Origin of the sequence: Dysgonomonas sp. ZJ709, assembly GCF_011039195.1 — a bacterium.
GTDB lineage: Bacteria > Bacteroidota > Bacteroidia > Bacteroidales > Dysgonomonadaceae > Dysgonomonas.
The window spans coordinates 92,006-106,758 of record NZ_JAAKEM010000003.1; the positions used below are offsets into that span (position 1 = coordinate 92,006).

At 35.6% G+C, this 14,753-nt stretch carries 13 protein-coding genes; 10 read left to right on the forward strand and 3 right to left on the reverse strand.

What is annotated here, in order from left to right:
- Positions 1-87: 87 nt before the first annotated feature.
- The 7 genes from trxA to rodA all read left to right on the forward strand — a co-directional run bounded on the left by trxA (position 88) and on the right by rodA (position 7,973).
- Positions 88-405 (forward strand): thioredoxin, encoded by a 318-nt coding sequence (gene trxA / locus G7Y56_RS03750; RefSeq protein ID WP_165024762.1) that lies wholly within the window; start codon positions 88-90, stop codon positions 403-405.
- A 152-nt stretch (positions 406-557) separates the two neighbouring features.
- Complete coding sequence (purH, locus tag G7Y56_RS03755) at positions 558-2,081, forward strand: bifunctional phosphoribosylaminoimidazolecarboxamide formyltransferase/IMP cyclohydrolase (RefSeq protein WP_165041203.1); 1,524 nt, start codon at positions 558-560, stop codon at positions 2,079-2,081.
- A 35-nt stretch (positions 2,082-2,116) separates the two neighbouring features.
- Positions 2,117-3,142 (forward strand): rod shape-determining protein, encoded by a 1,026-nt coding sequence (locus G7Y56_RS03760; protein ID WP_165041205.1) that lies wholly within the window; start codon positions 2,117-2,119, stop codon positions 3,140-3,142.
- 41 nt (positions 3,143-3,183) lie between these two features.
- Positions 3,184-4,044, forward strand: coding sequence for a rod shape-determining protein MreC (gene mreC, locus G7Y56_RS03765; RefSeq protein ID WP_165024771.1), 861 nt, complete (start codon positions 3,184-3,186; stop codon positions 4,042-4,044).
- A complete protein-coding gene (gene mreD / locus G7Y56_RS03770) occupies positions 4,031-4,543 on the forward strand; it encodes a rod shape-determining protein MreD (RefSeq protein ID WP_165024773.1) in 513 nt (170 codons plus the stop codon). Before mreC ends, mreD begins: the two co-directional genes overlap by 14 nt.
- Entirely contained in the window at positions 4,540-6,495 is a 1,956-nt protein-coding gene (mrdA, locus tag G7Y56_RS03775) for a penicillin-binding protein 2 (RefSeq protein ID WP_165041207.1), read from the forward strand. The genes mreD and mrdA overlap by 4 nt, the downstream gene beginning before the upstream one ends.
- A gap of 20 nt (positions 6,496-6,515) precedes the next feature.
- Complete coding sequence (gene rodA / locus G7Y56_RS03780; protein ID WP_165041209.1) at positions 6,516-7,973, forward strand: rod shape-determining protein RodA; 1,458 nt, start codon at positions 6,516-6,518, stop codon at positions 7,971-7,973.
- 10 nt (positions 7,974-7,983) lie between these two features.
- On the opposite strand, the gene G7Y56_RS03785 is transcribed toward rodA, so the two are convergent.
- The 3 genes from G7Y56_RS03785 to G7Y56_RS03795 are packed head-to-tail and all read right to left on the reverse strand — an operon-like array spanning position 7,984 to position 11,680.
- On the reverse strand, positions 7,984-9,006 hold the full coding sequence (locus tag G7Y56_RS03785; protein WP_165041211.1) for an ABC transporter ATP-binding protein: 1,023 nt from the start codon (positions 9,004-9,006) through the stop codon (positions 7,984-7,986).
- On the reverse strand, positions 9,006-10,037 hold the full coding sequence (locus tag G7Y56_RS03790; RefSeq protein WP_165024784.1) for an iron ABC transporter permease: 1,032 nt from the start codon (positions 10,035-10,037) through the stop codon (positions 9,006-9,008). Before G7Y56_RS03790 ends, G7Y56_RS03785 begins: the two co-directional genes overlap by 1 nt.
- 8 nt (positions 10,038-10,045) lie before the next feature.
- Positions 10,046-11,680 (reverse strand): dipeptidase, encoded by a 1,635-nt coding sequence (locus tag G7Y56_RS03795; protein ID WP_165041213.1) that lies wholly within the window; start codon positions 11,678-11,680, stop codon positions 10,046-10,048.
- Positions 11,681-12,309: 629 nt separating this feature from the next.
- Here G7Y56_RS03795 and G7Y56_RS03800 point away from each other — a divergent pair.
- The 3 genes from G7Y56_RS03800 to G7Y56_RS03810 all read left to right on the forward strand — a co-directional run bounded on the left by G7Y56_RS03800 (position 12,310) and on the right by G7Y56_RS03810 (position 14,688).
- Complete coding sequence (locus tag G7Y56_RS03800; RefSeq protein WP_165041215.1) at positions 12,310-12,813, forward strand: helix-turn-helix domain-containing protein; 504 nt, start codon at positions 12,310-12,312, stop codon at positions 12,811-12,813.
- 193 nt (positions 12,814-13,006) lie between these two features.
- Entirely contained in the window at positions 13,007-13,789 is a 783-nt protein-coding gene (locus tag G7Y56_RS03805; RefSeq protein WP_165024787.1) for a dihydroorotate dehydrogenase electron transfer subunit, read from the forward strand.
- A complete protein-coding gene (locus tag G7Y56_RS03810) occupies positions 13,777-14,688 on the forward strand; it encodes a dihydroorotate dehydrogenase (protein WP_165024788.1) in 912 nt (303 codons plus the stop codon). Before G7Y56_RS03805 ends, G7Y56_RS03810 begins: the two co-directional genes overlap by 13 nt.
- Positions 14,689-14,753: the final 65 nt, after the last annotated feature.

Sequence of the window (14,753 nt, forward strand, 5' to 3'; positions counted from 1 at the left end):
ATATATAAAATAGTTTAGTTACTTTTGCAAAAGAAAAATAAATTATAAATTTTATCAATAATATATATAAACAAATAGACAAAAATTATGGCACTAGAAATTACAGATGCAGGATTTGAAGACATATTGAAATCGGACAAACCTATCGTTATTGATTTTTGGGCAGAATGGTGCGGACCTTGCCGCATGGTAGGACCAATCGTCGAAGATTTAGCTACCGAATACGAAGGTAGAGTAATAATAGGGAAAGTAGACGTTGACAACAACGACGAGATAACATCTAAGTATGGTATCCGCAATATCCCTACAATCCTGTTTATTAAGAATGGCGAAATCGTAGATAAACAAGTCGGAGCAGCGCAAAGAACCGCTCTGGTAGAGAAAATAGAGAACCTATTGAAATAAATAAACATCCGTTCATAATATACGGTCTGATATTAAATAATATCAGACCTTTTTTATTTCGTTTCATTATAATAATTTCACTCATAAAGGGCTATAGGTAACAATAGTTTTATTAACTTTGTTTCCCTTAAAAATACGATATTAAACTAATTATGTCTTCAGAGAAAAAAATTAAAACCGCTTTAGTATCAGTCTATCATAAAGATGGATTGGATGAAATCTTAAAAAAGTTAAATAGCCTTGGTGTTCGTTTCGTATCTACAGGTGGGACGAAAGATTTTATTACATCGTTAGGATTACCTTGCGATGCAGTAGAAGACACAACCGGGTATCCATCTATTTTGGGTGGACGAGTAAAAACTCTGCATCCAAAAATCTTTGGTGGCATACTTTGCCGCAGAGATCTTACTGAGGACATGAAACAAATAAAAGCATACGATATACAAGAAATAGATCTTGTTATTGTCGATTTATATCCTTTCGAGGAAACAGTAGCATCTGGTGCTGATGAACAATCTATCATTGAAAAAATAGATATAGGCGGTATTTCGTTAATTCGTGCAGCTGCAAAAAATTTCAAAGACGTTACTATTGTTGCTTCTAAGCAGCAATATCAACCATTGATGGATATATTAGAGGCAAAAAATGGTGTGACAGATATCACTGATCGTAAATGGTTTGCAAAAGAAGCATTTGCCGTATCATCGGGATATGACAGTGCTATATTTAATTATATGGACAATAACGAAGGTTCTGCCTTCCGCGCTACAGAAGACAATACAATGCCGCTTAGATACGGAGAAAATCCACATCAAAAAGGTACATTTTATGGCGATTTCAAAGCAATGTTCGATCAACTGCATGGCCGTGAAATTTCTTACAATAATCTGTTAGACATTGAAGCGTCAGTTAGTCTGATCAGCGAATTTGACGAAACAACTGTTGCAATACTGAAACACAATAATGCTTGTGGAATAGCTTCGCGGGCAACTGTAGTAGAAGCATGGAAAGACGCTTTAGCCGCTGATCCTGTATCTGCTTTCGGTGGTATTATTGTTACAAACAGAAAAATAGATAAAACTGCAGCTGAACAAATTAATAATATATTCTTCGAAATAATTATAGCACCCGGATATGATGAGGATGCAGTCGAAATATTAGGTCAAAAGAAGAATCGCATTATACTTGTTCAAAAAGAAGACTTGAAAGGTGGAAAACAATTCCGTTCATTATTAAATGGCGTTTTAGTTCAGGACAAAGATTTGAGTATACAAACAGCAGAAGATTTAAAACTTGTAACCAACAGACAATTAGAAGGATCGGAACTAGACGATTTACTTTTTGCTAATAAATTAGTGAAACATACGAAATCGAATGCTATCATCCTAGTTAAGAACAAGCAGCTATATGCTGGCGGTACAGGACAAACATCTCGCGTAGATGCGTTGAAACAAGCAATAGAGAAAGCAAATTCATTCGGATTTAATCTGGACGGAGCAGTAATGGCTTCTGATGCATTCTTCCCATTCCCTGATTGTGTGGAAATAGCGGGTAATGTAGGAATAAAAGCAGTAGTACAACCTGGAGGCTCTGTTAAGGATAATCTTTCGGTAGACTATTGTAATGAGCATAATATCTCAATGGTAATGACAGGAATCCGTCATTTCAAGCATTAATTTATTAAATAAATAAACCTGAAATATATTTTAGTATGGGATTATTCTCTTTTACACAGGAAATAGCAATGGACCTTGGTACGGCCAACACGATTATAATCCATCAAGGAAAAATAGTTGTTGACCAACCATCAGTAATTGCTCTGGAGCGTAAGTCGGGTAAAGTAATTGCAGTAGGGGAGCAAGCTCGCCAAATGCATGGTAAAACTCACGAAGATATTCGTACAGTAAGACCTTTGAAAGATGGTGTTATTGCTGACTTTACGGCAGCTGAACAAATGATACGTGGTTTAATAAAGATGTTCAATAACAGAGGTCGTCTTTTTTCACCATCATTACGTATCGTAATTTGTATTCCTTCGGGAAGTACTGAAGTTGAAACACGTGCAATCCGCGACTCGGCAGAACATGCCGGAGGACGTGACGTATATATGATATATGAGCCAATGGCAGCAGCACTTGGTATCGGCATAGATGTAGAAGCACCCGAAGGCAACATGATTGTTGATATAGGTGGTGGTACTACCGAGATTGCTGTTATATCTCTGGGAGGTATTGTTTCCAACAAGTCGATCAAGATTGCGGGAGATGATCTAACGGAAGATATACAGGAATACATGGGTCGTCAGCATAATATTAAAGTAGGGGAGCGTACAGCAGAAAAGATTAAAATCGCTGTTGGTGCTGCCTTAACCGAATTGCCGGACGAAGATGTTCCTGAAGATTTCATTGTACACGGACCAAATAGAATGACATCGCTACCAATGGATATCCCGGTTTCTTATCAAGAAATGGCACATTGTCTTGATAAATCACTATCAAAGATGGACTCTGCGATCTTGAGTGCTTTGGAACAAACACCGCCAGAATTGTATGCTGATATCGTTAAGAATGGAATATATCTTACCGGTGGAGGTGCTTTACTTAGAGGTTTAAGCAAACGTTTTACTGACAGGATCGGTATCCAGTTCTATGTAGCAGAAGATCCGCTACATGCAGTAGCTAAAGGTACAGGGATTGCACTTAAAAATATTGAGAAGTTTAACTTCCTAATGAGATAATAGCTTTTATCCCAATTATACATTATTGATAGTTAGCAAACATGCGCAACCTAATCAACTTTTTATTAAGAAATAGTTCATGGTTTGTTTTAATATTTCTTGAGATAATCTGTTTTTATTTCATCTTTAGCAGCAACTCTTATCAGAAGAGCGTGTTTCTAAATTCTTCTAATGAAATAAGTGGCAAAGTTTATTCTGTTTCAGGAAATATTCTATCATATTTTGGATTAAGACAAGAGAATCAAGAGCTTCTGTTGAAAAATGCAGAACTTCAATCGCAAGTATCGAATTTAAAAAATCATCTCTACGAAATAGAAAATGATTCTTTGAAAACAGAAGCATTTCTTGAAGACTCTCTCCATCAACGAAAAGAATATGAATACATTATATCGAGAGTTATAAACAACAGTGTATCTCAAGCGCAAAACTATATAACTATTGATAAAGGGTCAAACGATGGAGTTAAAGAAGATATGGGTGTTATTTCCCAGCAGGGTATAGTCGGAGTAGTGCGAGCTGTATCCAACAACTTTGCTGTAATCCAACCTGTTTTGAACCCCAACAGTAAATTCAGCTGCAAGATCTTAAACTCAAATACACCGGGTACATTAATCTGGGATGGAGAAGATCCAAGATATGCAAGTTTAACCGATTATCCTAAATTTGAGAAATTCGAAGTGGGTGATAGCATTATCACTAGCGGTTTTTCCGGGATTTTTCCGGAAGGAATATTTGTTGGAGTTGTTGAAGACTACGTCAGTCAATCTAATGACAATTTCTATAGTTTGAAAATAAAACTCTCAACAGACTTTAGCTCACTTAAGAATGTGCTTCTAATCAAAAATAGTGCGATAGAAGAGAAATACGAACTGGAAAAGAAAGTACAAAATGCTAAAAAATAATTTCATTAAATATCTTTTAATGTTCGTATTGCTTGCCTTATTACAGGTCACAGTACTGAATAAGATATCATTTTTTGGCTATGCTATACCTTTTGTTTACATCTATTTTATAATTAAATTACCTATTGGGTTTAACAGGAATTTAACTATCTTGTTAGGCTTTCTATTAGGTTTTTCTATCGATATATTTTGTAATACACCGGGTATAAATGCAGCAGCAACTACTTTTATAGCTTTCCTTCGTCGTCCTATACAAGGGCTATTCTTTATGGTAGATGATTATGAAGAACAAACACCACGCTTATCGCTACTAGGTTCTGCATTTATGAAATATACAGTGTTAATGACTCTGATTCATCACGCTGTACTTATATCAATAGAATCATTCTCATATGTCAATTTCAATTTAATATTGCTACGGATTATATTATCTACTATTCTGACATCTGTACTGATTTTTGCACTTGAAGGATTCTCTTTTAACAAAAAAAGATTGTGACTAAAAGCAATTTAGAACTAGACAAAAGAAAATATATTTTAGCAGGAATAGTTTGTGTAATTGTTCTGATATTTATTTTTCAATTATTTAATTTACAAATAATTAAGAACGAATATAAGGATTATGCAGATGGTAATGCCTTTTTTAATAAAACGTTGTATCCTGCCCGAGGCACAATATCAGATCGTAAAAATAAGCTGTTAGTTTACAATCAACCCACATACGATATTGTTTATATCCCTAGGGAGGTACAGCAATTCGATACCTTAGATTTTTGTAGTACTTTAGGTATTACAAAAGAACAGTTCGAGAAGCGCATTAGTGACATAAAGGATAGGCGCCAAAATCCCGGCTATTCGTCCTATACCATGCAGACTTTTATGACTCAGCTAAGTATTCAGGAGTCAGGCTTATTACAAGAAAAGCTTTATAAATTCCCTGGATTCTTCATTCAAAATAGAACACTAAGACAATATAATTACAAAAATGCAGGTCTGATCTTAGGCTATGTAGCAGAAGTCAGCAAAAATCAATTAGATAACGATAGTTATTATGTGAGAGGTAATTATGGTGGTAAATCGGGTATCGAGTCCTCATACGAAAATATCCTAAGAGGGGAGAAAGGACGTGAAATCCTACTGCGTGATGCCCATGGTCGTATTCAAGGAAAATATGAAGATGGCAGATTAGATAAAGCACCTGTTTCGGGCAAAAATCTAACATTGTCTATGGATATGGATCTTCAAGCATATGGCGAATACCTGATGCAAAATAAAGTTGGTAGTATAGTCATGATAGAACCATCTACTGGCGAAGTCCTTTGTATGGTAACTTCCCCGACCTACGATCCATCAATGTTATTGGGAAGAGAATTCAGTAAAAGTTATTTGGAATTAGAGCAAAATCCTCTCAAACCACTATTTAATAGAGCTATTCAAGGTATATATCCTCCGGGATCTACATTTAAAACTACTCAAGGACTTATATTTTTAGATGAAGATATTATAAATACGAGCACAGCCTATCCTTGTGCACATGGTTACCCTCCATTGGGTGGACGACCAAAATGTCATGCACATGGTTCACCGTTAGCTATCGAAGCTGCCATAGCAACATCATGTAATTCATTCTTTTGCTATGGATTAACAGCTATGTTACATAATAGAAAAAAATATCCTAACATTGAAGAGGCATTTGAGGTTTGGAAAAATCATATGGTAGATATGGGCTTTGGTTACAGATTGGGTATTGACCTTCCTTCCGAAAAAAGAGGATTTATACCAAATAGTAAATTTTACAGCCGTGCTTTTAAAACAGAAAACTGGAAGGCAGCTAATATTATATCGATAGCCATAGGGCAAGGTGAAATATCAACAACCCCGCTACAAGTAGCTAATTTAGCCGCCCTTATAGCAAATAGAGGTCATTATTATGCACCACATATCGTAAAAGAAATACAGGATACTCCGTTAGATAGCATATATACAATTCCACATCGAACAACCATCAAAAAAGAACACTTCAATACCATTGTGGAGGGCATGGCACACGCTGTTACAGGCGGAACATGTAGAGGAGCGAATCTACTACCCGAGATAGAGGTTTGTGGTAAGACGGGTACAGCAGAGAATCCACATGGGAAAGACCATTCTATTTTTATGGGATTTGCACCAAAAAACGATCCTAAAGTTGCGATCTTCGTTATTGTTGAGAATGCCGGATTCGGTGCTACATTTGGAGTTCCTATCGGACGATTGATGATTCAAAAGTATTTGAAAGGAGAAGTTCCCGAAAGCGATAAATATATAGAAGATAGAGTTGCGAATACAACAATTCTCCCTTCTAACTTCATCAATTGGAATCGAGGGAAAAGTACCAATCAAATTACTGTAGCTGCTCCAGTAGCCCAAGACGTAGAAGTAGTAATGGAAGATTTAAACATCAACAACTAAACATTTCTTATTAATAAAGAATGTATCAAAGAGAAGAAGAGAAAATAAAGAGCAGCATCGACTGGTTCACAATAGCCATATACATTGTTATGGTACTTTGTGGATGGGTCAGTATCTATGGTGCCAGCTATCAGTATGAGAATGCTACAAGTATGTTCGATCTATCGGGCAGAGCTGGTATGCAGCTCGTTTGGATAGGTACATCATTATTACTGGGCTTTACATTATTGAAGTTGGATAGTAATTTATATGATATATTAGCCTATTATATCTACATCTTCTTTATGGCTCTTTTATTGCTTACAATCTTTATCGCCCCAGATATAAAAGGTTCGCGTTCATGGATTGCCATAACAGATACAATACGTTTACAACCTGCCGAATTTGCCAAATTTGCAGTTGCTTTAGCCTTAGCTAAATATATGAGTTCATATAACTTCAAGCTAATGACTCTGAAAAGCTTATCTACAATTTTAGGCTTGGTAGCTTTACCGATTATACTCATCTTACTACAACAAGAAACAGGTTCTGCACTTGTTTATACTGTGTTTATTCTAGTCTTATACAGAGAGGGTTTACCCGGATTAGTATTATTACTAGGTGTATCGGCTATTATGTTTTTTGTTGTCGGGCTAAAATATTCAGAAGAAGATTTAGGTCTCCTGACAATGGGAGAAGTAATATCTGCTATTTTTATAGTAATCATTAGTGCCCTATTAGTCTTAAACTATCGTAAGGACATGTTAGTTGCACGAAATATAATCTTAGGAGGGATCGTATTATTTGGTATTCCATATCTCATATCGTTGACTGAGATCGATCTGAATTGGGGTATAATAGCTATTGTAGCAATTAGTATTCTTATTATATACCTATTGGTGTTGGCTAAAAAATACTGGTCGAAAGCATACCTATTAGTGGCTGTTTTTGCTATTTGCAGTATTGGATTTGTCAGTTCCATCAACTACCTGTTTAATGATGTGATGCAGCCTCACCAACAAATGCGTATAAAGGTATCTCTAGGTATGGAAGAAGACCTTATGGGAGCTGGATACAATGTTAATCAGTCAAAAATAGCGATTGGATCAGGTGGACTCACAGGCAAAGGATTTCTGAATGGAACTCAAACTAAATTGAAATACGTACCCGAACAAGATACTGATTTCATATTCTGTACTGTAGGTGAGGAGCAAGGCTTTATTGGCTCTGTAACTGTATTGATCTTATTTTTGGCACTTATCCTTAGATTATTCTACTTAGCTGAACGGCAAAAGAATACGTTCGGACGCGTATATGGGTACTGTGTGGCGTGTATCTTTCTGTTTCACTTAACAATAAACATAGGAATGGTTATAGGATTAACTCCTGTGATTGGCATTCCCCTTCCTTTTTTTAGTTATGGGGGATCTTCTTTGTGGGCATTTACAATCTTGTTATTTATATTCTTGCGTATAGATATGGCAAGAAAACGCAGATAAAATAGTAGTTTTATTTGTCTTCCTCATAGCTTCGAAGCCACTGAGCTAATTCATCGAAACCAGATAATCTCACATCTTTTCCGTTTATCTCAATAACAATTGAGTCTAATTGTGATAAATTTAAACTAAACAGAGCCTCATTTTTTTTCTCTATTACATGAAAGCCATGCCTTTCCAATATGTTTTTACCCCAACGATATGTACTAGAGTCCCCTTGAATAGATACATTTTTACCGCTTTTGAGTTTTGGATAAAAATTTCCTGATTCTTTATCAAAAACGATATTCTCACTCTTGAAAAAATTATCCATCTTGCCCGAAAGTACCACATCTTCAGTAACTCCGGTACTCAATCCATTATCTTTGGAGAGAAGCCATAGACGATCGGCGAGGAGTAAGGCTATATCTATATCGTGTGTAGACAATAGTATAGTTTTCCCTTGATTCATCGTTAGATCATGCAAGAGATTCATTATTTCGATACGACTTTCTATATCAAGAAAAGCGGTCGGCTCGTCTAGTAGAAGAACCGGACATTCTTGTGCTAAAGATTTAGCAATCATTGCTTTTTGGCGCTCACCATCAGATAGCTCAGCAACATACGAATCAGCCTTATAGATAATATTGACATCTATCATTGCCTTTTCACTAATATCCTTATCATACTTCGATAACTGACCGAAGAAACCAGTGTAAGGATACCGACCTAATTCAACTAATTCCCTGACTGTTAATCCTCCGACTGCAGTCTTATCCGTTAATACAAGCCCCAGAAGTTGTGATAAATCTTTTTCTTTATAAGTAGTAATATCTTTATTGTCGAAATATATATTTCCTTTGAGTGCGTGCTGAGAAGCACTTAGTGTACGCAATAATGTTGATTTTCCTGAACCATTAGCACCTAGTAAACAAGTTAATTCACCTTTAAATAGATCAAACGATAAGTCCGAATGAAGGCAAGTTATTTCGGCACGTTTAGTTTTTCCATAACCAATACTTATATTTCTAGCTGATATAATTTTTTTCTGCTCCATTAGTTGAAATATTGTATTTTCTTCTGATTTACAATCACATATATTATAACCGGAGCACCAAATATAGGAGTAATCGCATTCAATGGCAACACCCCTGATGCACCTGGCAATATGCTGATAAGATTGCACAAAAGAGCGATTATAGACCCGATAAGTATGGTAGCAGGTAAAAGTGATTTATGATTTGAAGTACCTAACAACAATCGTGCAATATGGGGCACAGCTAATCCTATAAAGGCTATAGGACCACAAAAGGCACATGTTATTGCAGTTAATAATCCGGCACATAAAAGTAGTAAGAAACGTATTAATTTAATGTTTATACCCAGATTGGCAGCATATCTTTCTCCTAATAAAAGTGCATTAAGCGGCTTAATCAATAAGATTGATAATAATAATCCAACACTGACAACAATACAGTAGAAAGGAAGTTGTTCTAAAGAAACGCTCGAAAAATCACCCATTCCCCAGAGCATGAAAGAATAAGCATTCTCGCTTGTGCTCCAAAATTTTAAAATAGAAATAACTGATGATGTAAGATATCCGATCATTATACCAATAATGAGCAGCATAATATTATTCTTAATTATAGACGAAAAAGCCATGATAATCAAAAGTATACAGCTAGCTCCTATAAAAGCACCTAAAACAATAGATAGTGAGTAAGATAAATCTAATCCTCCAACTATTCCGACGCTACTTCCTAATAGCAAGACAACTAAAGCGACTCCAAGATTAGCCCCGGCACTGATTCCCAATATGCCCGAATCGGCTAACGGATTACGAAAGGCTGTTTGCAACAACAGCCCTGATACGGCGATTGCTCCACCGGTAAACAGGGCTGTTATAGCTTGAGGTAATCGAGATTCAATTATAATATACGTCCATGCTTGTTTCTCGACACTATGTCCTAAAAGTATATCTAAAACGGCTTGCGCCGGTATAGATACTGATCCGAAAAATAGATTTACAGCAAATAGTATAACTATTATTATCGCAAATAGAATGCTATATTTCAGACCTTTATTCATTTAAATTGTTAGTATAATACTTTATATTTATCTCCGGTTTCCTTTACCACTCCTTTATAGAATTTTTCTGGATATCCTACACGTTGCGGAGCTGATGGCTGACCATAAGCATTGCGGGTAAATTCACCATTAACTTCCTTACGTACAACCCCATCCATATACTTAATTGTCAGAAATTCACCTAATTTCTTCCATCTGTCAAAAGCATATTGTGCTTGCTTAGAACTATAGTCTGTCAAATATTGCACTGCTTTCTCAGGTGATTGGCTATACAAAGATAAGGCTTCTTTTTCGGTAGTGTCTTGTTCTGCCAAGAATTTACCTTCCAATTCATTTTGAACCTTTTTCATATCAGGATACATATAGTTATATTTATTATACACCATATTCGCTACCCAGTTGTTAATCCAAAAGCTTGAAGTCCAAGAGAAGTTATATAAATCACCATTTCCTACACGGAAAGATTCAGGAGTTTCTGTTATAGAGCAATACATTGGTGTAAAAACAGTTTGTCCTGCATCATCTGTACCAAACCAAAGAACACCTCCAATAGCATTTGGCAACCATGAACGCATTTGCGATACGAAAACGAAAGCTGATTGTTGTGTAGCAATGGGACGCTCATTACAATACTTTACAGAATCGACTTCCCATTCAAGAGGAGCCCAACGATAAGGAGCTTCGAATGGCCCTGCACCTACATCAAATCTCCAATCAAGATCAGTATCTTCATAATGGTCTCTCATCATTTCTTTTACATCAGTCAAAGATAGTTTTCTATCCGGTTTAATATATAGAGGCATCGGATCTTGAGTTTCACCCTTAGCATAGCTAACAAATTTAGCCATATCTTTATTGTAACGATTGAAAAAGCTCCATACACGAGCTTCACAGTAACGTTGTCCGCCAAAATCTAATGGGTTATAAGCTTTAGCAAAGCTAAAATCAGCATCTTTACCAGAATAATACCCTTTTTCTTTAGCAAAAGAAATTACATCTTTCGAGTAAAGACAATTTTTAGGATCGTTTAATGGAAATTGTTGTATTCTGGCTTGATTAGCGTGAGCACTGATACAATCGTCAGGAATACGCACTGCAACCCAGATTGTACCTTTAACCCCTCTTCCTTTTCCAATCATTTCTAGTACCCAAATCTCATTCGGATCGCCAATAGAGAACGATTCGCCGCCACTATAATAACCATATTCAGCCACCAGATCAGTCATTATCTGAATAGCTTCTCTAGCCGTTTTAGAACGTTGCAAGGCAATATATATAAGGCTTCCATAGTCTATAATACCGTCGGGATTAGTCAACTCTTCACGTCCTCCAAAAGTTGTTTCGCCAATTGTTACCTGATATTCGTTTGTATTACCCACAACATTATAGGTTTGTGCAGCTTGAGCTATATCACCTAAGTATTTACCACTATCCCAGTCGTACACCTTCAATTTCTCGCCTTTAGCATATTTTTGTGCTGGCCAATGATATAACTCTCCAAATAGAGCATATGAATCTGCTGAATAAGTAATCATAGTAGAACCATCTGTTGACGCAGATTTTCCAACTAATAAGTTTGTACAGCAATATGCCTGTATAGAGCAGGCTAGGATGAATAGAACCGATAAAAAGAATTTTCTCATAGTTAAGTAATTTCTATTAAACTTAAATTATAGGTAAAGATACCTTATTAATGATTACGATTCCTTATTATATTTTGACAAAGTGTAAAAGTTTAACGAAAATATTGCAAGGAAATAGAGTTAATATATAAACACATAAAATACAAATGTAAACTACACTAAAATATACATTATCGATTAACAAAAACACATCTATATACAAATGTATTGGTTTAATTTTGTATAAAAATACAAATAATATTTATTTATATAGCCTATGTACTTTTGTATTATATACAAATGAATACATTATAATAACATGCTAATATATTATATATATACATATATATGAGTATATTATGAGTATAATATAAAGAGAAAATATAGATTATATTAGCTATTTACCTATTTCAAGCAATAAAAGCCTTTATGAAAACATTATTTATGATATATTTATATAATTTCTAGAAATATACATAAATAATATTAACTATTACTTTTTATAATATACAACTATTTAGATATGTATACGGAACATTTGTATCGGAGAAAAACATTTGTGATTTACAAATATAAATAGCAACCATTTCCATTTGTAAAATATTCTGTTTACATTTGTGGTATACATTTTTATACTAATAATTTACAAGATGAAAGACAGGATTAGACAAATAATGGAAAGTGAACAGCTCACGCCATCAGTCTTTGCCGATAAACTGGATATCGGACGTGCTGTAATATCTCATATATTGAATGGACGTAATAACCCAAGTTTGGATGTTGTTACTCGCATCCTGGCAAAGATGGATTATATAAATTCAGATTGGCTTCTTACAGGAAATGGGAAAATGTATAAATCCGAAATAGATGATAAAGTCAATCGACATATTTTCGAAAATAAAGAATTACCAAATAATCCTCTCGCCAATACTCCCGATTTATTCACTCAGAGTTATGTAAATCCTCATAATGATAAGGAAGAAATTGAATATCGTAAGGAAACTATAGTTAACCAACCCGAAAAACTAACAGAACACACTAATATACAGAGTACTACACCTCAAAAAGTGCAGGAACGAAAAGTGAGCAAGATAATTATTTATTACACGGATAATACTTTCGAGACATTTAATGCTGATCACCGACCTCTTTGATCTAAAAATTGTATCTTTTTTAGACTAAAGTTTTACTTCAATTTAATACCACCTAAAAAATAGTGGTCTTAAAAAAGTGAAGAACGAATTTTTCACCTCCATTATTCAAAATTGATTGGAACAAAATAATTACAATAAGACTAAACTTTATTACCTTTGTAGTCACAAAGAATATTCAAAAAAACTGCAATAAATGAAAAGACTTCTTGATTTAGTTGTCACAGAGAACAACCAACTAAACCAAAACTATTGCTTAATCAAATTAACGACTCCTGACGGCACTTTACTACCTGAGATGTATCCAGGACAGTTTGTCGAGATAAAAGTCGAAAATTCGCCCTCTACATACCTCAGACGCCCTATTTCTGTAAACTTTGTTGACAAAAGCAAAAATGAACTATGGCTTCTTATACAGGTTGTTGGAGATGGCACAAAAAAAATGAGTGAATATAGTGTTGGTGATACTGTAAATATTATGCTTCCACTAGGTAATTCGTTTACTCTGCCAACTGAAAATCCAAAGCAAGAACTTTTACTTGTGGGCGGCGGTGTAGGAACAGCCCCAATGTTATTTCTCGGAGCTAGCCTAAAAGACAAAGGATTTGCTCCTAAGTTTTTATTGGGTGCTCGATCGAAAAATGATTTGCTACAATTGGATGATTTTTTGAAATATGGAGAAGTGTTTTGTACTACCGAAGATGGCAGCCATGGAGAAAAAGGCTATGTAACCAATCATTCGGTCTTAAAAAACACTCAATTTTCATCAATTTACACCTGTGGACCAAAGCCAATGATGGTTGCTGTAGCCAAGTATGCGCACAGTAATAATATTAACTGTGAAGTATCGCTCGAAAACACGATGGCATGCGGATTTGGCGTATGTTTATGTTGTGTGGAAAAGACCCGCGAAGGGAATATATGTGTATGTACAGAAGGACCCGTATTTAATATAGAAAACTTGACATGGATAGACTAATTGTAAACATAGGTGATTTACATTTGAAGAACCCTGTGATGACTGCATCGGGTACTTTCGGGTATGGAAAAGAGTTTACGGACTTTATCGACCTATCGCGAATAGGTGGTATATTTGTAAAAGGAACTACAATTCGCGCACGACAAGGTAACGATTATCCACGTATGGCGGAGACACCTTCGGGCATGTTAAACGCTGTGGGACTGCAAAATAAGGGAGTCGACCACTTTGTTTCCGACATCTACCCCTCAATAAAAGACTTCGATACAAATGTTATAGTAAATGTATCTGGTTCTACTGTCGAAGATTATGTAGATTGTGCTCAAAAACTGGTCGATTTAGATAAAATTCCCGCTATCGAGTTAAATATTTCGTGCCCCAATGTGAAGGAAGGTGGTATGGCTTTTGGCACGTCAGCATGCTCTGCCGCAGAAGTAACAAAAGCAGTTCGTGAGGTATGGAAAAAAACACTGATTGTAAAACTATCTCCTAATGTAACCGACATTACCGAAATAGCGAAAGCCGTGGAAGGCGAAGGTGCAGATGCCGTATCTTTGATAAATACATTGCTCGGAATGGCTGTCGATATCAATAAAAGACAACCGGTACTCTCTACTATTACGGGAGGATTATCGGGGCCATGTGTGAAACCTGTTGCTCTCAGAATGGTATGGCAAACTTATAATGTCGTTAAAATACCGATCATTGGTATGGGTGGTATATCTTCGTGGCAAGATGCTATTGAGTTTATCCTTGCCGGATCGTCCGCAATACAAATAGGAACACATAATTTTATAGATCCTACCATATCGATAAAAGTGGTGGAAGGAATAGCTGCCTATCTCGATAAGCACAATATCAAATCTGTAAAAGAATTAACCGGATCATTACAAGTTTAATAAACTTGCTATTCAATCCACATATATTAAAAAAGCGCTATAAATGTTCTATTTATAGCGCTTTT